Genomic DNA, 20264 nt, shown 5'->3' with positions numbered 1-20264 from the left:
CGGCCCGCCGGTGGACGGGCCGCCGAGATTAAAAATCGTATTTGTCGATGTTTTCTTTAGTGAAAATGACCCGCTGTGGCAGTAACACAATGCCGCTGCCTTTAGCCTCATGGTCATAGCCCTGAATGCTATTCGGTGCCACTTCAACCACGCCAATGTTCGGGATATCAATTTTATCGCCGACATTCAGGTCGCCTTTTTTCAGCATTTCATTGGCGACATAAACTGAAATCTTGCCTTGATTAACCACATCCCACAGACCGAATTCCTTGACCGTGCCGCGCTGAACATAAGGGCGCATCACGTTTGGAGTACTGAAGCCGACGATCGCCACATTGTCGCGTTTCAGGTTTTCTGCTGCTTGTGCCGCAGCGGGCAGGGCGTTGGCATCTGGGGCAATAATGGCATCCAGATCGCTATAAGCTTTTAAGATGCCTTCTGCGGTTTGCAGTGATTTTGTGGCATCGTTATAGCCGAACTGGGTGGTGACCACTTCCCAACCGGGGTGATCTTGTTGGATTTTTTTCTTCGCTTCATTGACCCATTGGTTCTGATCGGTAACCGTCGGGCTGGAATAGAAGAAGGCAACCTTGGCTTTATCTTTTTTCACTTGATTCGCGGCCATATCGACCAGCATCGAACCCAATTGATTCGGGGTACCTTGGTTGATGTAAATCGAGCGACATTCTGGTTTGGTATCAGAGTCCCAGGTCAAGATTTTGACGCCCCGTTGCATCGCGCGTTTTAACGCAGGGCACAGTCCATCCGGTGAGACTGCCGAAACCACAATGGCGTTGTAACCCTGATTGACGAAGTTATTGATTAACTGAACCTGGCCGGAAACACTCGGTTCTGTCGGGCCATCGTAGGTCACATCCACACCCAGCTCTTTACCGGCATCAACGGCACCTTTACCGCCGCTGGTGAAGAAGCCGACCCCGACCAGTTTCGGGATAAATGCGATGCGTTCTGCCGCTTGAGCAGTAGTGATACAGGCAAATCCAAGGGCACAAACCAGTGCCAGCTTTTTTAATCTTTGTGTTTTCATTGCTATCTCCGAAGAAGCTAGGGGTAGAGGTGTTGGCAATTTCACTACAAAAGAAAACAGGTATTAACTTAGGGTGTGTCTGCTGCGACGACGTTGCAGCCATTCATGAATCAGATGTCGGTGCAGGCTGATAGAGCGCCCAACCACCACTAGAATCAGCAATGCACCGGACAACGCACTCGATATCTGGTTTGGTGTGCCAATCATTTGCAAACCTTGCTGTAAGTAACCCACCAGTAATATCGCCAGTGCCGTCCCGAGGATGGAGCCAGAGCCGCCGTAGATGTTAGCGCCCCCCAGTACCACTGCGGTGATGGCTGGCATCAGGAACGAAGCCCCCAAATCAGAGCGTGCCGAACCGAAATAAGAGACCAATAGGACCGCGGCAATCGCAGACGCCACACCCGTCAGGGCATACAGGATGCATAAGGTACGCGCGACGGGCAGGGCGCTGTAACGGGCCACCCGACTGTTTTGCCCGATAAGGAATACGTTGCGGCCGCTATGAGTGCGGTGCATCAGTAGCCAGAACAGCAGCACGCAGACCATAAAGATAACCAGTGGGACGGGCAGGCCGAACAACGTTTGGTTGGCAAAATCGGTAAAGGCTGTTGGGAAACCGCCAATGCCCTCATAGCCGGTCGCGCCGGAAATGCCGGACAACAGCAAGGCGCTGCCGCCGAACAGGTACATGGTGCCTAGAGTTATGACCAACGGGTTGACGCCGGTATACAGAATCAGCCCGGCATTAATCAAACCGCATAACGCGCCAACCACCAGTGTCAGCGGGATCGCGACACTCATGGGGACGCCAGCTTGAAACATCACGCCTAGGAATATGGAGCACAATCCGATAGTTGAACCGAATGAGATGTCAATTCCGCCACTGACAATCACCATGGTCAGCGGCAAAGCTACAATGCCGATGCAGATGAAATCACTGGTACTGAACAGCAATACGTTGATATCCAGCATGCGAGAATTCGATAAACCAAACAGCAGGATTTCCAGCACTAACAGTGCAGCCAAGGCCAGTTCCCATCCATAACGGCGATATATATTCATCGCGCCACCTCTTTTTATACCCTTCATCTTTCAAATTGCAGGTGTGTTACCTACTCTCGTTTAGCCGAATCACTTACCACTGTATGCTCATCGGGATTCTCTCGTTTGCCGCCTTCCTGCATCATGAAATCTATTGGGTATAACGTTTTTCTTCTTATCCGAAGTTGTCGACTTACCAGAAACTGCCGGGCGAGCATTAAAGCGAGCATATTTCTGCTGGCGGATATTGCGCTCAATGGCACAGCGCAGGCGGCCATCGAACACCAGCACACCCAGCAACACCAGTCCGGCAATAAAGTCATTCCACCAAGCAGGCAGGCGCAGTAGCACCAGCACGCTGTCGATTTGTGTTAATAGGTAAGCCCCCAGAATGGCCCCAAGAATGGTGCCGGTACCACCGAGCAGGCTGATCCCACCGAGAACACAGGCGGCGATGGCTTTCATCTCTAACCCACTGCCCGTCTGATTAGGGATAAAGCCAATTTGGGAGGCGAAGACAATCCCTGCCAGCGCGGCCATCACCCCATTCATTGAGAAGGCAAAAATACGAATACTGTCGGTGCGGATCCCCAGTTGGCGTGCACCCTGCAAGTTATCGCCGGTAGCATAGAAACTGCGGCCAAAGGCGGTTTTACCTAGCAACAAGGCCATAGCTACAATCAGCAGCATAATTAGCCAGCCGATAGGAGAGATAGAAAACAGAATGGGGGTGGATAAACTTTTCAAGTCTGCTGGCAGCCCTTCTATCCATTTCCCGCCGGTTATCAATAGCATCAGGCCGCGATACAACCCCAGCGTACCCAGGGTGGCGACAATCGCCGGGATGCGCAGCCAGGTAACCAAAATGCCATTAAAGAAGCCCGTCACCATGCCGACCAGCAGAGCAAACAGGCAGGAGATTGCCAGCCCGAAACCAGCATTGAGCGCCATACCCACAGTGACGGCACATAAGCCGGTAATGGAGCCGACGGACACATCGATATTGCGGGTTAGCATCACCATGGTGGCGCCGATGGCTAACAGGATCAGGATCTGTGCGCTGCTGAAAATCATGGTGAAGGTTTGCAAGGTGAAGTAATTACTGTCGATCACACCAAGCAAGGCAAATAAAGCCAAAATCGCCAGCAGTGCGGTACCTTCACGATTGTTTTGAATAAATTGATAGCTTTGAATAAATTTCAACATGATGCGCCCTCGCTTTCAGCAGATTGGCGCGCATCGGTATTATGTTCACCAAAGGCCAGATGCATAATGGTATCGACATTCATTTCCGCCCCACTGACTGCGCCACTGATTTCACCCTGATGCATGACCAACACCCGGGAAGCCATCTGCACTACTTCTTCCAGATCTGACGAGATAAAAATGATCGCCACATGCTGAGAGGCAATACTGCGGATCAATTGATAAATATCGCTGCGCGCTGATACATCTACGCCACGAGTAGGTTCATCAATAATCAGTAGCAACGGATTGGCTTCAAGGCATTTCGCAATCAACAGCTTTTGTTGATTGCCACCAGACAAGGTGCGCACGGGTTGCTCAAGGTGGCTGAACTTAATGTTTAGTGCCCGCCGATAGCGTTCCAGAATGGCGGCTTCCTGTGCCGGATGTGTCCATAACCCCTGATTACCCTGGGTGAGCGAGCAGACATTCCAACTGAGCGGAGCATCCAGATAGAGGCCGGAGGCTTGGCGGTCTTCCGGCAGATAAACCAACCCGGTTGCCAGACGATTGACGGTTTTCATCAATGTGATATCAATCCCTTCCAGCCTGACGTGGCCACCGCTGGCGGGTCGTAAACCATAGAGTGTTTCAGCGAGTTCTGTTCTGCCCGCACCAACCACCCCCGCTAATCCCAGGATTTCACCGGCATGCACCTCAAAAGAGATATGGGCAAAACCTTCACCACTCAGATCGGCAACTTCTATCACCGGTTGATTGGACTGAGCACGCGCTTGAGAGCGGCGGTTACCGGGCAGTTCCAGCCATAGCTTCTGGGTATCAGATAATTCGCTGTTTTTGGCCTGTGGCTTAATGGCCTGAATAATCGTATCGATGGAGAAATCAGTGGTGGCGCCACTTAGAGCGATGCCACCATCGCGCATGACACTGACCCAATCTGCCAGTTGACGAATTTCAGGTAATTTGTGGGAGATAAATACCACTCCGACACCTTGCTGCAATAACATTTTGATTTGGCTAAATAGACGATTGGTTTCCGCCGGTGTTAGTGACGCTGTTGGCTCATCAAGGATCAAAATACGTGAGTCACGCATCAAGCCGCGCATAATTTCTACTAGCTGTTGATCTGCTACATCCAGTGAACCGGCGCTGACTGACAGATCCAAATGGCAACCCAGGTTTTTGAGTAATTGCGCCATCTTCTTCTTATCTGCCTGATGTTTGGGCAAACGAAACAGAATATTTTCTTGTACCGACAGATTGGCAAATAACATCGGTTCTTGGGGGACCAAATAGATACCGAGTTGATGTGCTTTTGCTGGGGTGAGATTAAGGCAGGGTTGCCCATTGATCTCGATGGTACCGCTGTCTGGTGGCAGCACGCCGGCGATGATCTTCATCAACGTCGATTTCCCCGCGCCATTTCCTCCCAACAGGGCATGTACCTGTCCTGGTTGCAGAGTAAAGTCGATACTCTTCAATACCACTACGCCGGAAAACTGCTTGCTGATACCACGAACCTGGAGCAGCGGTGGCGGATTGGTGTGCGGCATCAGTGGCTCCTGTTTATGAACAAAAATATTTTAAATTTAAAAGTGTTCAAAAAAGATAGCTGCATAATCCCATTTATGGCGTAATCAAGATCACATTTACGTGAATAAAAAAATTTAAATTAAAATGTGTTCAAATGTATTGCCTAAGCTGTTAGCGTAGTTCTCAACTGAGATTTATACCCGTCATCTTTCAAGTTGTAGGTGTGTTGGCTGTGCTCAATCGCCCGAATTACTTACTTATGTAAGCTCATCGGGATTATGAACCTCATCAGAGGCTCACCCTACGGGCCAGCGCAAGCGCTGTTCAAAATGGTTTACAACCAATTTGTCTTTCGCTTGCCGCCTTCCTGCATCTTGAAATCTCTTGGGTATAGCATTTATCAGACCGTGGATTTTTGATCGATGATGAATCAATGAAGAATGAGAAAGCGGCAATAGGGATCACGGCTAATGATGAGAGAAAAATCAGTAACAAAAGAAAAACCCATGTCGTCTAACGATGAATACAAATATCCGGGTAATAGCATGAGTGAAGAGGAACTGCTCGCTCGCATTGCGTGGTTTTATTATCACGATGGCTTAACACAAGGGGATATTGGCGAACTGTTGGGGTTAACCCGACTGAAGGTCTCCAGATTGCTGGAAAAAGGCCGCCAGTCTGGGGTTATTCGGGTACAGATTAATTCGCGCTATGAGGGTTGTCTGGAACTGGAAAACACCTTGCAACAGCATTTCGGCCTCAAGCATATCCGCATTCTGCCTTCTCTGGCTGATCTCAGTATCAGTAGCCGGTTGGGGATTGGCGCTGCACATTTATTGATGGCATTGATACAACCACAACAACTACTGGCAGTCGGCTTTGGTGAAACCACCATGTGTGCCTTACAGCATTTAAGCGGTTTTATCGCTTCGCAGCAGGTCAGACTGGTGACGCTTTCCGGTGGGGTTGGCTCTTATATGACCGGTATTGGCCAGTTGGATGCCGCTTGTCAGGTCAGCATTATTCCTGCGCCGTTGCGTGCTTCCAGTGCCACAGTGGCGGAGACATTCCGTCAGGAAAACAGTGTGCGCGATGTGATGCTAGCCGCCCGAGCGGCTGATGTTGCCGTCGTGGGTATCGGTTCGGTCAATCAGCAAAAAGAGGCCACCATTTTACGCTCCGGCTATATCGGTGAAGGTGAACAACTGATGTTCAGTCGCAAGGGGGCGGTCGGCGATATCCTTGGCTACTTTATGCAAGCCGATGGCGCATTGGTGCCGGATATGCAGATTCACCAGGAGCTGATTGGCGTCTCACTGACAGATCTGACCAACATCCCGACAGTGATTGGTGTCGCCGGTGGCATTGAAAAATCAGAAGCGATTGTGGCTGCATTGCGCGGAAAATACGTGAATGCATTAGTGACGGATGAGCTAACAGCAAGATCAATCATCAAATTGATTTGATTGGCTATTTTACTTGCCAGCTTAGGCTTGCGCAGGGGTTCAAGAATTACGCCAATAGTTTTGATTATTCTTTTGAGAAAAAAGCAGTAGAGGACAGGTTTATTCATAAATTCATATAAAACAGAGGATAGCGTAATGAGTCAATTCTCTACGACCACATCGGCTGAATACCTGATGGCGCTGGATGCCGGCACCGGCAGTGTCCGGGCTGTCATATTTGATCTTAATGGTAATCAGATAGCGGCCGGACAGGCTGAGTGGCTACATTTGCCAGTACCTGATGTCCCAGGGTCGATGGAGTTTGATTTAGCGACTAACTGGAAGTTGGCCTGCCAGTGCATCCGCCAAGCATTGCATCAGGCTAAGCTACCGGCGAGTGCTATTCGCGCCGTGGCTGCCTGCTCAATGCGCGAAGGCATTGTGCTTTATGATCGCAGTGGCAAACCTATTTGGGCGTGTGCCAATGTGGATGCCCGTGCCAGCCGTGAAGTCAGTGAGCTTAAAGAGCTGCATAATGATGGGTTTGAATTCGAGGTTTATCAATGTTCAGGCCAAACTCTGGCACTAAGTGCTATGCCTCGGTTACTGTGGCTGGCGCATTACCGCCCGGATATCTATCGCCAGGCGGGTACATTAACCATGATAAGCGACTGGCTAGCCAATATGCTCAGTGGCGAACTGGCGGTTGATCCTTCGAATGCAGGAACCACCGGCATGCTGGATTTAGTCACCCGTAACTGGCAACCGAGCTTGCTGGAGATGGCTGGACTACGTGCCGATATTTTATCGCCGGTCAAAGAAACTGGAACACTGCTAGGCCATGTCACAGCACAAGCCGCAGAAGAGAGTGGTCTGCTGGCGGGAACGCCAGTGGTGATGGGCGGTGGTGATGTACAATTAGGTTGTTTGGGGTTGGGGGTCGTTCAACCGGGTCAGACCGCAGTATTGGGCGGCACCTTCTGGCAGCAGGTGGTTAATTTGCCTAAGCCGATTACCGATCCGGATATGAATACGCGTATTAACCCTCATGTTATTCCCGGTATGGTACAGGCTGAATCCATCAGTTTCTTTACCGGCTTGACCATGCGCTGGTTCCGTGATGCATTTTGCGCCGAAGAGAAATTACTGGCTCAGCGGCTGGGTATCGATACCTACAGTTTATTGGAGGATATGGCCGCCCGCGTACCGGCAGGGGCATACGGCATCATGCCGATTTTCTCCGATGTAATGCGCTTCAAATCCTGGTATCACGCCGCACCTTCCTTTATTAACCTTTCACTTGATCCAGAAAAATGCAACAAAGCTACCCTGTTCCGTGCTCTGGAAGAGAATGCCGCGATAGTCTCGGCCTGTAACTTAGCGCAAATTGCTGAGTTCTCCGGCGTCAAAGCAGCCTCAGTGGTATTTGCAGGCGGAGGTTCAAAAGGGAAACTGTGGAGCCAGATTTTGGCCGATGTGACCGGGGTTCCTGTACGAGTACCCGTTGTCAAAGAAGCCACGGCTCTCGGTTGTGCTATCGCCGCGGGTGTGGGGGTCGGGCTGTATGACGCGCTAGATAAAACCGGTGAGCGGCTAGTGCGCTGGGAGCGAGAATACACCCCGAACATCGAGCATCAGGCACTGTATCAAGCCGCAAAAGTAAACTGGCAAGCAGTGTATACCGATCAGTTGTCGCTGGTGGACAGTGGGTTGACGACTTCCCTATGGAAAGCCCCTGGCCTCTAAAATTGGCTATCTTACTTGCCAGCTTGAGCTTCGGGGCAGTGCTCGCCGCCGTCACGTACTGCGTGTACGCTCCGTTGGCTGCGCGGCTTTCCGCACTCAATCTGCCTGCGCCGATAACGCCAATTTCCTCTGATAATTATCTTACTTGCCAGCTTGAGTTTCGGGGCAGTGCTCGCCGCCGTCACGTACTGCGTGTACGCTCCGTTGGCTGTGCGGCTTTCCGCACTCAATCTGCCTGCGCCAATAACGCCAATTTCCTCTGATAATTATCTTACTTGCCAGCTTGAGTTTCGGGGCAGAATGATCATTACAATCATTCGTGGCTTTATAGAGTTAAGTAAGAAAGATATTGGTATGCTATACCCTAAATAATTCGAGTTGCAGGAAAGCGGCAACTGAGTAAATCCCCAGGAGCTTACTCAAGTAAGTGACTGGGGTGAGCGAGGGCAGCCAAAGCACATGAAGCTTGAAGTATGACGGATATAAAAGAATTGCCATGCAGCAAACACTTGGATAGCATTATTGCCCCCCTTCGTTGCCGATGATGGCGCATCCTATGATGAATACATCAAATAAGACAGAATCACCTGCCGGGCAACCTTCTGCTCCTGTTGCTACCGCCCAACAGCGAGCATTTAACCTGCCAGATACACTGCGGGACAAAAGTAACGTTCAGCGCATTTTAGTGATTAAATTACGCCATTTCGGCGATGTTTTACTCACAACGCCACTACTGAGTACCTTACAAGCCAACTACCCACAAGCAAAAATCGACGTGCTGCTGTATGGCGGAACGCAAGATATGCTGCGGGAGAACAAAACGGTCAATCATGCATTTATTGTTGACCGTGGCCTCAAGCATGCGGGTCTAAAGGCCCAAATCAGTGGCGAAAAAGCGCTGTTTAATGCATTGAAAGAACACCATTATGATCTGATTCTCAATTTATCCGATCAATGGCGAGCCGCAGCGTATTGCCGTTTATTAAAACCTGGCTTCAGTATTGGTTTTCATTATCCCAAACGCGATACCTGGCTATGGCGCTATTGTCATTCTACATTGGTTGATATCCCCAATGCGGCCAAAAGGCATACCGTACTCAATAATCTGGATATTCTCGCGCCACTGCAACTGGCTGATATTATTACTGATGTTACCATGTCTTATGGTGTGCACGATGTTGAACGGGTACAGAAATTGTGCCAACAACGCCATATCAATGACTATATATTGATCCAACCTTCTGCTCGCTGGAAGTTCAAAACATGGGCCAGTGAATCATTTAGCCAACTGGTAAATCATCTCACTGAGCAAGGTGAAACCATTCTACTTACCGGCGGCAAAGATCAGGCTGAATTGGATTATATTGCTGAGATCATTGCCGGATGCACACAACCCGAGAAGGTAGTTAATTTGTCTGGCCTGCTGGCGCTACCGGAACTGGCAGTATTTATCGATAACGCTAAGCTCTTTATTGGCGTAGATTCCGTGGCAATGCATATGGCTGCAGCCTTACAAACACCCGCAGTGGTTCTCTTTGGCCCCAGTAATCTTAACCAATGGCATCCGTGGCAGGCTCCACACACGCTGTTATGGGCCGGGCATTACCGCACGTTGCCACACCCTAATGAGATAGATACTGACACTACCGATCGGTATTTGAACGCCATTCCGGTGAGCGAAGTTATCAGTGCTGTTGATGCGTGGCGCGCCCAAAGCCATTAACGGGGGCGCATCAGTAACCTTATTTTCCGCTAACCAGCTTAAGCTGAGAGAATTATGACAATCCCATCGACTTCTTCACCGGCCGCTTTCACGGTCAACCGCCGTAGTGAAATGCTGGGGGGTATTGCAGCATTGCTGCTAGGTATCTCTTTACCGACATCCAACCCACTGATCAATATCTCGCTGGTTTTAATCCTGATCTGTTTGATAATTAATCGCAACACATTGCAATTCAAACCATTACTGACGAATCCGTTGGTTTACCTGCCTGCTGCGATGTTTGCATTGTTGGCATTGTCACTACTGTTTCATCACAACAGTTATGGCCCGGATATGGTGGGTAAAGATAAGAAATTTCTTTATGTATTACCGTTAGCCCTGTTTTTTATCAACCAACCACGGTTGATAAAATTGTTTGGAATCGGCTTCTTAGCGGCTAACGCGGTGGCATTAGCCGGAACACTGGCCGTTGGGGTGTTGCACATTCCCATTGGCAATGTAGATCCAACCAATCCGACTATCTTTAAACTGCAAATTACCCAAAACTTCTTTATGGCTTTGGCCGCCATGTTGTGGCTGGCACTGGCCTTTAAAAATCAGGGCTGGAAACGCTGGGGGTATGGCTTGCTGGTGGCAGCGGCGAGCTACAGTATTCTGTTCTTGGTATTGGGGCGAACCGGTTATGTGGCATTAGTTGTTGGGCTAGGGATATGGCTATTCTTCTCTCTGGGGCGCCGCCAACGCTGGCTATTGGTAGTGTTAGGGGCGATAGCCTTTGCTGCACTACTACTGATACCCAATAAAGCGACCGACCGTATCGTGCAGGGTGTCGATGAGATAAAAGTCTGTATGGCCGCGTCTGCGGATGATGTAAATGATGCTTGTCGTAGTTCGATGGGGCAACGTTCGGCCTTTGCCATTGAAGCGGTGCGGCTAATTAAAGAGTCACCTATTCTGGGGCACGGTGCTGGCGGCTTCTATTATGAGAACCCAGAGATCAATTACAAAATCAATAATCCACACAACCAATATCTGTTGGAAACGATCCAATCAGGCTTTGTTGGCTTAATTATCTTTTTGGCATGGATTGTTTGTTGTTATCGCGTTATTTGGCAACAAACACCGGTTTTACGCAATGTACTACTGGCTGTATTGACCAGTTATATGGCGTGTAATTTCTTTAATTCATTCCTGCTGGACTCATCTGAAGGCCATCTATTTATGATCTTCGTAGCAATTTTGGCGGGCTATTCAGTGACAGAGACGCAGCATGTATCGGATAAGCAATTGACATAACAGTTACACATTTCTGCTAATTTGACGTGCTATAAAACGGCTCCTAATGGGGGCCGTTTTTGTTGATTCCGTCATGATGATGCATGCTTTGAAGCTAAAAAGTGAATTTTAACGGAAAGGCTGACATCTCTATTTGAAATAGGAGGTCTTTAATAAAATGTACATATTACACACTAAATATACGTATTTTATTTACGCTTTCTTATACATTGTAGGAATAATAAGAGGAAAAATTGGCTTTTCCTACGTGATTTCATCATTATAACCCTATAAATGGTAAGATATTTCGACATTAAATATCAATGTTCCTAATGAAATTATGGGAAAGATGAATATATTCGCTATCTAAAGCACTTTTTTACTGGTGATTGATTCTGTGTTTTTTGATTTTTTAAAATTAAAGCACTGGTTTTATGTGATTTATTGGCGTTATCAAGTGACGATTTTCACTTGACTAGATGTAAAAATCGAATATTTAATGTTCACAATAAATCTAAATGAAATCTAAATGAAATCTAAATGAAATCTAAATGAAATCTAAATGAAATCTAAATGAAATCTAAATAATTATTGTAATAATACGATTTTTATTGATTTTATCTCTAATAGTAACTACGCAATAATGATTTAAAAAACTATTACATCCGTTTTATAAAAATTAAAACGGAGTATATAAATGTGGCTGTCATCTGATTGTCTGCGTCTGATTGATGGCGGATATAGGGGAGTAAATGTGAGCTAATAGAGAATTTTAATAAGACATTGCCTATTTTAACAATGGAATGGATTATTTTTAACTTATTGAAATTTAAGGATATTTAAATTATATTTTTAATGGTTAATCTATAAGCTTAGTTCATAGAACGAGAGTCCGCAAGATGGCAGGGACTCTCGTTCATATGTCTATTATTAAATTAATGCGGGTACTGGAATCATCTTAAATGATCCGTCTAATAAAAACAGATTTCTATGCTAATAGAATAGGTGGATTGCAGTGAATTAAACTGAAATGTCATTTTCTGAATATACAAAATGATGACTTTGAACACTGTTACAAAATTCTGATGTATGTGATAATTTTATCAAGAATTTACATATTGTAAGATTTGGTCTACTTTCCCGGCATTATGCAATAGTTTTAAAGGAAGCTATGATAACTATGTATTTATATTGATAAGTGGGTCTGGGTGAATCTGTTTGTAGGATAAGCAGAATTTACATTTAACTTAATTTATCCAATGTCATTGAGAGCATCATGGCCAATTCAACAACGAATAAATTATCTTTACCGGCCCTTACCTCTTTGGTGGTCGGTTCAATGATCGGGGCCGGTATATTTTCATTGCCGGCAACATTTGGACGAGCAACCGGTGGGTTTGGCGCACTTATCGCCTGGTGTATAGCGGGGGGTGGGATGCTAATGCTGGCTTTTGTTTTTCAAACATTAGCGCAGCGTAAACCTAATCTCGATTCTGGTGTATTCATTTACGCAAAAGAGGGCTTCGGGGATTATCTTGGTTTTGCTTCTGCATTAGGTTTCTGGGCCGGTACCTGTATTGGTAACGTCTCTTATTTTGTTCTTATCAAATCAACGTTAGGGGCATTCTTCCCTATATTTGGTGATGGTAATACTATTCCGGCGGTGTTAATTGCCTCCGTTATCTTGTGGGGATTCCATATCCTGATATTGCGCGGCGTTAAAGAAGCTGCAGCAATTAATACCATCGCCACCTTCGCAAAAATAATTCCAATCTTCATTTTCGTCATCGTACTGATTTTTGCCTTTAAAGGTGATGTTTTTGCGCTGAACTTCTGGGGTACGCCAGATGTGATTAAAGGTGCTGATTTATCCCATCTGAATGACTATGGCTATGTTGGTCATGCGGCGGCGGCAATCACCACGTCAGTTGAACCTGAGTCTCTATTCTCTCAGGTACGTAGCACCATGCTGGTCACAGTATTTGTATTCTTGGGTATCGAAGGTGCGAGTGTTTATTCACGTTATGCCAAAGAACGTAGCCATGTTGGTATCGCGACCGTTCTGGGCTTTATTGGTGTGCTGTGCCTGCTGGTATTGATCACCATGTTGTCTTACGGCGTGTTACTGCGCCCTGATTTGGCGGCATTACGCCAGCCATCAATGGCTGGGGTGTTAGAGGCGATAGTCGGCCGCTGGGGGGCAATATTTATCAGTGTGGGTCTGATTATCTCCGTGTTGGGTGCTTATTTATCATGGTCACTACTGGCAGCGGAAGTGCTGTTTTCGGCGGCTAAGAGTAACAGCATGCCAAAAATCTTCGCGACTGAAAACAGCAATGCTGTGCCTTCAGCAGCGGTTTGGCTGACCAACATCTTTATACAGATATTCTTAATTCTCACCTTGTTTACTGATTATGCTTTTCAACTGGCGCTGGAATTAACCAGTTCATTAACTCTGATCCCTTATCTGTTAGTAGGGGCTTATGGCCTGAAATTGGCATGGACCGGTGAGACTTACGAAACGAATAACCGTGGTCATAGAAAAGATTTGATTTTTGCCATCATTGCGACTTTCTACTCTGCTCTGATGATTTACGCCGGCGGCCTGAAATACGTGCTGTTGTCGGCCATTATTTACGGGCCGGGCACTATTTTGTATCTGATTGCCAAACGTGAACAGCATCAAAAAGCCTTTAATTCCTATGAAAGAATACTGTTTATTGTTCTGATTGTTGCTGCGGTGGCTGCGATTTATAGCATTGCTACCGGGATTATCACCATATAATTTATTGGAGTTCTTATGTCAGATAAAGCTAAGAAAACTCACGCTAAACCTAAGTTTGGTGTTCACTCTGAAGTCGGCAAGTTACATAAAGTAATGGTGTGCGCCCCAGGACGTGCCCATAACCGCCTGACGCCAAGTAATTGTGATGAATTATTATTTGATGATGTCCTGTGGGTAGAGAGAGCCAAGCGCGACCATTTTGATTTTATGACCAAAATGCGTGAACGCGGTGTTGATGTGGTTGAGATGCATAATCTGCTGGCTGAAACGGTCGCCATTCCAGCGGCGAAAAAGTGGATTTTGGATCAGCAAATTGTGCCGAATGAAGTGTCATTGGGCATTTTGCAAGAAACCCGCAGCTATCTGGAAAGCCTGGAGCCGCGCGTGCTGGCTGAAGTGCTGATTGGCGGCTTGTCCACCACCGAACTGCATAAAGACGGTAAATGTGACAAAGAAGAGTTGAAGCTGATCCGCGAAGCGGTTGGTATTACTGAATACTTGTTACCACCGTTGCCCAATACACTGTATACCCGCGATACCACTTGCTGGATCTATGGCGGTGTGACACTAAACCCACTGTATTGGCCGGCGCGTCATGAAGAAACCATCCTCACCACGGCTATCTATAAATTCCACCCGGACTTTGGTGACGCCAATGTGAAAGTGTGGTGGGGTGACCCGACGCAGCACCACGGCACTGCGACGCTGGAAGGCGGTGATGTGATGCCAATCGGTAATAAAACCGTGTTAATCGGCATGAGTGAGCGAACTTCGCATCAGGCAATCACGCAGTTGGCGCAATCGCTGTTTAAAAATAGCGAAGGGCAGGTGGAGCGCGTCATGATCGCGGCCATGCCTAAATTGCGTGCCGCTATGCATCTGGATACCGTGTTCACCTTCTGCGACCGTGATGTAGTGACGTTATATCCGGCGATTGTTAATCAGATCCAAACCTTCTCACTGCGCCCTGATAATGGCCCGACCGGCATTAAGTTAAGTCGTGATAAAGGCACCTTTGTTGAAGTAGTTGCTGGCGCGCTTAACCTGAAAAAACTGCGTGTGGTTGAGACCGAAGGTAATGATTACGATACAGAACGTCAACAATGGGACAGTGGTAATAACATGGTTGCTCTTTCACCAGGTGTGGTGCTGGCCTATGACCGTAATACCAAAACCAATACCCAGTTGCGTAAAGAAGGGGTCGAAGTGATTGAGATAGTCGGCAGTGAATTAGGCCGTGGGCGTGGGGGCGGTCACTGTATGACGTGTCCAATCATCCGGGATGCCGTCGACTACTAATCCCCTTCGGCCTTGAAGCCACAGGGGTGTTAGCTGCGCGCACTTACCCGAATCACTTACTTATGTAAGCTCATCGGGATTCGTTTGCTGGCTGCCTACCTGTGGCTCCAATGACTTTGGGGATGTCCTTCGGCCTTGAAGCCACAGGGGTATTAGCTGCGCGCACTTACCCGAATCACTTACTTATGTAAGCTCATCGGGATTCGCTCAATTGCCGCCTTCTTGCAACTCGAATTATATAGGGTATAGCGCAGTTGCTCTTAAAAAATAGCTGATAGTGAGTAGCAGAGTAGTGCTATTTCGCTATTGGCTATCTCTGTTTTAGCAGCCAGAGATTTGTATTTGGCAAGAAAGCACGACATTACGTTTTTAAAGCCGAGAAATGATGAACTAAGATGAAAAGGGTGATCAAGTGAAATACGTGTATTTAGTGTGCTTTTTGCTGATAGTGACCCTGATGACGCTTTTTGTATTTCAAAACAGCGGGCTAGTGAACTTATCTTTACTTTCCATGCAAATAACACTACCCATTTCGGTGCTAATTGTGCTGATCTATTTTCTAGGGATGTTTACCGGGGGATTATTAATCACACTAATAAGAGCGCTGGTGCGCCGTCTGTCACAAAAAAGTGAAGCCCAAAACAGATAAAGAAGTGTGAATAATTAATCTGCAATAATTATTAAAATCTGACTCAACGAGATCTTATAGTGAAGATAAAAACAGTAATCACTCTGCTATTAACGTTTCTTCTCGCTGCTTGCGACAGAACTCCCCCTGAAGTCGCAGAAAGTGTGCGCCCGGTAAAAATATTTACCGTTGAAGACAGTGGGCAAAATGGCACTCGCTATTTTCCAGCGCGATTACAAGCTGGCGATGAAACTCAGCTCTCCTTTAAGCGAAGTGGGCAATTGCAACAGTTGCTGGTGCGTGAAGGTGAGCAGGTGAAAAAAGGCCAAGTCATTGCCAGACTGAATGATACGGATTTGAACCTACGAGTCAGGGATCGTCAGTCTACCTTTAATCTGGCTCGCGATCAGTTTAACCGTTTCAATACCTTGCAAGGGCAAAGGGCGGTATCTCGTGCTGAGTTGGATGTACGTCGTGCTGAGATGGAATCGGCGCGTGCGTCCTTGGAAATTGCACAAAAAGAACTTAGTGATGCAACTATTACCGCACCTTTTGATGGCATTATTGCCAATGTGAATGTGCGTAACCATCAGGTCATGGCCCCAGGTCAGGCGGTTGCCACATTAAGTGCATTGGATACGTTAGATGTGGTGTTCAGTGTGCCGGAGCGCCTGTTTACTACGCTGGATATCAGCAATCGTAACTACAAACCAACGGTATTACTTAATCATATGCCGGGGCGCGAATTTATTGCTGAGTATAAAGAACACACCACCTCAACCACCTCTGCTTCACAGACTTTCCAGGTGACACTGACGATGAAGCGCCCGGCTGATATGCCATTGCTTTCAGGTATCAGTGGCCGGGTAAGAATCAACTCTGGCAATCTGTCTGGCACTGATCATCCGACGATTATCGTACCAGTGGAAGCCGTGTTTAACCCAGACACTGCCCAATTGAATGATGCAAGAGTCTGGGTTATCAAGAATGATGATGGTCAGATGCATGTTGAAGAGCGCAAAGTTCAGGTAGCTCAATTGACCGCCAACGGTATTCAAATCACCTCCGGTCTGGCTGATGGCGAGCAGATTGTCTCCGCAGGTACCGGTGAGCTTCGCCCAAATCAGGTTGTCCGGGCTTGGGTCCGTGAGCGGGGTCTCTGATGAAGCTGACTGACAATTTTATCAATAATAATACCCGTATCTGGCTAACGATTCTGTTGCTGGGTATTGGTGGCATTATTGCCTATCTCAATATAGGCAGGCTGGAAGACCCAGCCTTCACCATCAAAACGGCGGTAGTTGTCACCCGTTATGATGGTGCATCAGCACAGCAGGTAGAAGAGGAAGTCACACTCCCATTGGAGAATGCCATTCAGGAACTCTCTTATGTTGACGACGTCACTTCTATTTCCAGTGCCGGTTTATCACAAATAACTATCAATATTCGCGCACAATATGGCGCGAATGAGTTACCGCAAATCTGGGATGAACTGCGGCGTAAAATCAACGATAACAGTGTGCGTTTGCCACCGGGAGCCAGTGCGCCGATGGTCAATGACGACTTTGGCGATGTTTATGGCTTCTTCTTCTCACTCACGGGAGAGGGGTACAGTAACCAGGATTTACGTAATTTTGCCGAGCAACTGCGACGTGAACTGGTACTGGTACCCGGGGTAGGTAAAGTGGGTATTGTGGGTATTCTGCCTGAAGAAGTTCAGGTGGAGATTTCTCGTGCCCAGATGACCGCCGCAGGTATCACGCCACAGCAGTTATCCGATTTACTGAGCCGCCAGAATGTGGTGTCCGATGCGGGCCAGTTGCAGGTGGGCAGTGAGTCTATTCGTTTGCATCCAACCGGTGAATTCCAAAGTGTACAAGAACTGGGGAATTTACTGGTAAGTCAGCCCGGCAGCCCGAAAAGCGTGTATTTGCGTGATATCGCTACTGTCTCTCAAGGTTTTGGCCATTCACCGACCAATATTTATCGTGCCAACGGTAAACCTGCATTGGCACTGGGGATTTCGTTTGCCCCGAATGTCAACGTGGTAAACGTAGGTAATGCGATTAAAGCCCGGCTGGCGCAGCTTGACGGTGAACGCCCGTTAGGTATGCATATCAACGTGTTCTATGATCAGTCCCATGAAGTTGAAGGGGCGGTTAACGGTTTTATCCTTAACTTCCTGTTGGCACTATTGATTGTTGTGGTCACTTTGCTGATTTTCATGGGGGTGCGCAGCGGTATAGTGATTGCTATCTCGTTGGCACTTAACGTACTGGGTACGTTGCTCATTATGTGGCTATTTAATATCGAGCTACAGCGAGTGTCGTTAGGGGCGCTGATTATCGCGCTAAGTATGTTGGTGGATAACGCCATTGTGGTGGTGGAAGGTATCGTTGTTGGTCGCCAGCGAGGCGAAAGCATCTTTACCGCTATTAGCAATGTGGTGAAGCGCTCAATGATGCCGTTGTTAGGCGCGACTATCATTGCCATTCTGGCCTTTGCACCTATCGGCCTGTCCAATGATGCAACGGGTGAATACTGTAAATCGTTATTCCAGGTGTTGTTGATCTCGCTGATGTTAAGTTGGTTCACGGCACTGACGCTAACACCGGTCTTTGCTAAGTGGGCATTCCAAAACCAGAAACCGGCGAAAGTGGATGCCGATAAGCCGGCCAGACAACCTTATGATGGGTGGTTATTCCGCTATTATCGGGTGATATTGAATAAATTACTGCAACATCGCAGTATCACTTTGGTGCTGCTGGCGGCCATGTTAGTGGCATCGGTGGTGGGTTTTGGTCATGTTCGCCAGAGCTTCTTCCCGCCCTCTAATACGCCAATCTTCTTCGTTGATATCTGGCTGCCGAATGGTACTGATATCAATTACACCGAAGGGATAGCGAACAAGGTTGAGCAGTATATCAAGCAGCAAAAAGGGGTTGAGGACACCATGGTGACGATTGGTCAGGGCGCAATGCGCTTTATGCTGACCTACAATGCTCAACGTCGTTATCCTAACTATGCGCAGGTGATGGTTCGTACCGAGGACCTCAGCCAAATACCGGGTTTGATTGATGAAATCGAATCCTATATGCATGACGAATACCCGCAGGTTGATGCGCAGATAAAACGCATCATGTTTGGGCCATCCAACAACAGTTCCATTGAAGCACGCTTTGTTGGCCCGGATCCTGAAGTGTTACGAACCCTGGCAGCGCAAGCGGAAAAAGCGATCATTGCTGATCCGATGGCAGATGGTGCACGGCATGACTGGCAGGATCGTAGCAAAATGATCCGGCCACAATTCTCCGACTATCTGGGGCGCGAACTGGGGGTAGATAAACGCGAAGTTGATGGCACATTGCGCATGAGCTTTGGTGGCCTGCCGGTAGGATTATACCGTGATGGCACTCGCTTAATGCCGATTGTACTGCGCACACCGGATGCAGAACGGCTTAATGCAGAACGGCTGAATGATGTGATGGTATGGAGTCAGGCGCGCCTGGCCTTTATCCCGATCGATAACGTTGTCACCAGTTTTGAAACCGAGTGGGAAGATCCGCTCATTATGCGCCTGGATCGCAAGCGGACGCTGACGGTACAAACGGATCCGACCCAACAAGGCGGTGAGACCTCTGCTGAACTGTTGCGGCGTATCAAACCGGGTGTGGAAGCCATTCAGTTACCGCGCGGATACGAACTGGAGTGGGGCGGTGACTATGAAAGTACCAAGGAAGCACAACGGGGTATTTTCACCAGTTTGCCGATCGCGTTCCTGATTATGTTCATCGTAACGGTATTGATGTTCAGCTCGGTGCGCAATGCTATAGCGATCTGGCTGACGGTGCCACTGGCATTAATTGGTGTCACGGTAGGCTTCCTGTTGACGGGGATTCCATTCGGTTTTATGGCTTTGTTGGGGCTGTTAAGTCTGAGTGGTATGTTGATACGTAACGGCATTGTGTTGGTGGAAGAGATAGGCTTACAGCGACAGGAAAAACCACTGCGCGAAGCTATTATTGATGCCTCTACCGCCCGTTTACGGCCTATTATGTTGACGGCATTTACCACGGTTCTGGGGCTGGCTCCGCTGCTCAGTGATGCTTTCTTCCAGAGTATGGCGGTGGTCATCATGTTTGGTCTGGGCTTTGCAACGGTGCTGACATTGCTGGTGTTACCAGTGATTTACAGTTGTATGAATCCAGAACCTAAAGAGAAAGTGAGTGACGAACCCGTCAGTGAATAACGGTTAGTGTGGCGTTAGCACTACCGAGAATGACTAAAGCTGCCCCTTTTATTGGGGTGGCTTTTTTTATGGCTGGTGCCTATCGCGCGTAAACCTATTTCTATTTTACCTTCTTACACTGTTTGGCGGCTTCTGTGCGCCACTTCTCTTCCTGTCCCTGTGTTACGGCATTATCGTTCCAATATGAAACCATGCTGAGATAACGGAGTTTCATAATGGAACGTTTTAACTGTTGGTTCTCAGCCTGTTTTTTGCGCTTATAGTGGATGCAGTTTCATCAAAT

At 47.7% G+C, this 20264-nt stretch carries 14 protein-coding genes and 1 pseudogene; 11 read left to right on the top strand and 4 right to left on the bottom strand.

All coding sequences use genetic code 11. The features are described 5' to 3' along the window. Positions 1–28: 28 nt before the first annotated feature. Positions 29–1048 carry an autoinducer 2 ABC transporter substrate-binding protein LsrB gene (locus A6J66_013745; GenBank protein ID PNM25151.1) on the bottom strand — a complete coding sequence of 340 codons (1020 nt, stop codon included), beginning with the start codon at positions 1046–1048 and terminating at the stop codon, positions 29–31. A 63-nt stretch (positions 1049–1111) separates the two neighbouring features. After that, complete coding sequence (locus A6J66_013740; protein PNM25150.1) at positions 1112–2113, bottom strand: autoinducer 2 ABC transporter permease LsrD; 1002 nt, start codon at positions 2111–2113, stop codon at positions 1112–1114. On the opposite strand from A6J66_013740, the gene A6J66_013735 reads away from it, so the two are divergent. Then, the gene (locus tag A6J66_013735; protein PNM25149.1) at positions 2068–2256 is read left to right on the top strand and encodes a hypothetical protein; all 189 of its coding nucleotides are present in this window, start codon (positions 2068–2070) and stop codon (positions 2254–2256) included. The two genes, A6J66_013740 and A6J66_013735, sit on opposite strands and share 46 nt — an antisense overlap. Here the strand turns inward: A6J66_013735 and A6J66_013730 are convergent. Both A6J66_013730 and A6J66_013725 read right to left on the bottom strand, forming a co-directional pair. Beyond that, positions 2201–3298, bottom strand: coding sequence for an autoinducer 2 ABC transporter permease LsrC (locus A6J66_013730; GenBank protein PNM25148.1), 1098 nt, complete (start codon positions 3296–3298; stop codon positions 2201–2203). The genes A6J66_013735 and A6J66_013730 overlap by 56 nt on opposite strands. Continuing rightward, positions 3292–4851 (bottom strand): autoinducer 2 ABC transporter ATP-binding protein LsrA, encoded by a 1560-nt coding sequence (locus tag A6J66_013725; protein PNM25147.1) that lies wholly within the window; start codon positions 4849–4851, stop codon positions 3292–3294. The genes A6J66_013730 and A6J66_013725 overlap by 7 nt, the downstream gene beginning before the upstream one ends. A 165-nt stretch (positions 4852–5016) precedes the next feature. Here A6J66_013725 and A6J66_013720 point away from each other — a divergent pair. The 10 genes and pseudogenes from A6J66_013720 to A6J66_013675 all read left to right on the top strand — a co-directional run bounded on the left by A6J66_013720 (position 5017) and on the right by A6J66_013675 (position 19981). Continuing rightward, a pseudogene (locus A6J66_013720) lies at positions 5017–5250 on the top strand (hypothetical protein). A 54-nt stretch (positions 5251–5304) separates the two neighbouring features. Continuing rightward, complete coding sequence (locus tag A6J66_013715; protein PNM27013.1) at positions 5305–6297, top strand: transcriptional regulator LsrR; 993 nt, start codon at positions 5305–5307, stop codon at positions 6295–6297. Positions 6298–6471: 174 nt separating this feature from the next. Beyond that, a complete protein-coding gene (locus A6J66_013710) occupies positions 6472–8022 on the top strand; it encodes an autoinducer-2 kinase (protein ID PNM27012.1) in 1551 nt (516 codons plus the stop codon). A 556-nt stretch (positions 8023–8578) separates the two neighbouring features. Next, positions 8579–9745: a putative lipopolysaccharide heptosyltransferase III gene (rfaQ, locus tag A6J66_013705; GenBank protein PNM25146.1), complete on the top strand. Its 1167-nt coding sequence runs from the start codon at positions 8579–8581 to the stop codon at positions 9743–9745. A 54-nt stretch (positions 9746–9799) separates the two neighbouring features. After that, positions 9800–11041 carry an O-antigen ligase family protein gene (locus A6J66_013700; GenBank protein PNM25145.1) on the top strand — a complete coding sequence of 414 codons (1242 nt, stop codon included), beginning with the start codon at positions 9800–9802 and terminating at the stop codon, positions 11039–11041. A gap of 1255 nt (positions 11042–12296) precedes the next feature. Beyond that, positions 12297–13805 carry an amino acid permease gene (locus A6J66_013695; GenBank protein ID PNM25144.1) on the top strand — a complete coding sequence of 503 codons (1509 nt, stop codon included), beginning with the start codon at positions 12297–12299 and terminating at the stop codon, positions 13803–13805. A gap of 15 nt (positions 13806–13820) precedes the next feature. Next, entirely contained in the window at positions 13821–15104 is a 1284-nt protein-coding gene (arcA, locus tag A6J66_013690) for an arginine deiminase (protein ID PNM25143.1), read from the top strand. A gap of 412 nt (positions 15105–15516) precedes the next feature. After that, positions 15517–15753: a DUF1049 domain-containing protein gene (locus A6J66_013685; GenBank protein PNM25142.1), complete on the top strand. Its 237-nt coding sequence runs from the start codon at positions 15517–15519 to the stop codon at positions 15751–15753. 59 nt (positions 15754–15812) lie between these two features. Next, positions 15813–16895, top strand: a complete 1083-nt coding sequence (locus A6J66_013680) for an efflux RND transporter periplasmic adaptor subunit (protein ID PNM25141.1) — start codon at positions 15813–15815, stop codon at positions 16893–16895. Continuing rightward, a complete protein-coding gene (locus A6J66_013675; protein PNM25140.1) occupies positions 16895–19981 on the top strand; it encodes an AcrB/AcrD/AcrF family protein in 3087 nt (1028 codons plus the stop codon). The genes A6J66_013680 and A6J66_013675 overlap by 1 nt, the downstream gene beginning before the upstream one ends. Positions 19982–20264 lie beyond the last annotated feature (283 nt).

The sequence above is a fragment of the Yersinia enterocolitica genome (assembly GCA_002082245.2).
Classification (GTDB): domain Bacteria; phylum Pseudomonadota; class Gammaproteobacteria; order Enterobacterales; family Enterobacteriaceae; genus Yersinia; species Yersinia enterocolitica_E.
This window is presented reverse-complemented; position numbering and strand designations above follow the sequence as displayed.

What these genes read in the sequence shown, in the direction of transcription:
- A6J66_013725 (PNM25147.1), bottom strand. Translation starts at nt 4,851, where the DNA reads ATGCCGCACACCAATCCGCCACCGCTGCTCCAGGTTCGTGGTATCAGC.
- A6J66_013700 (PNM25145.1), top strand. Translation starts at nt 9,800, where the DNA reads ATGACAATCCCATCGACTTCTTCACCGGCCGCTTTCACGGTCAACCGC.
- A6J66_013675 (PNM25140.1), top strand. Translation starts at nt 16,895, where the DNA reads ATGAAGCTGACTGACAATTTTATCAATAATAATACCCGTATCTGGCTA.
- A6J66_013710 (PNM27012.1), top strand. Translation starts at nt 6,472, where the DNA reads ATGGCGCTGGATGCCGGCACCGGCAGTGTCCGGGCTGTCATATTTGAT.
- rfaQ (PNM25146.1), top strand. Translation starts at nt 8,579, where the DNA reads ATGATGAATACATCAAATAAGACAGAATCACCTGCCGGGCAACCTTCT.
- A6J66_013745 (PNM25151.1), bottom strand. Translation starts at nt 1,048, where the DNA reads ATGAAAACACAAAGATTAAAAAAGCTGGCACTGGTTTGTGCCCTTGGA.
- A6J66_013695 (PNM25144.1), top strand. Translation starts at nt 12,297, where the DNA reads ATGGCCAATTCAACAACGAATAAATTATCTTTACCGGCCCTTACCTCT.
- arcA (PNM25143.1), top strand. Translation starts at nt 13,821, where the DNA reads ATGTCAGATAAAGCTAAGAAAACTCACGCTAAACCTAAGTTTGGTGTT.
- A6J66_013740 (PNM25150.1), bottom strand. Translation starts at nt 2,113, where the DNA reads ATGAATATATATCGCCGTTATGGATGGGAACTGGCCTTGGCTGCACTG.
- A6J66_013730 (PNM25148.1), bottom strand. Translation starts at nt 3,298, where the DNA reads ATGTTGAAATTTATTCAAAGCTATCAATTTATTCAAAACAATCGTGAA.
- A6J66_013715 (PNM27013.1), top strand. Translation starts at nt 5,305, where the DNA reads ATGAGAGAAAAATCAGTAACAAAAGAAAAACCCATGTCGTCTAACGAT.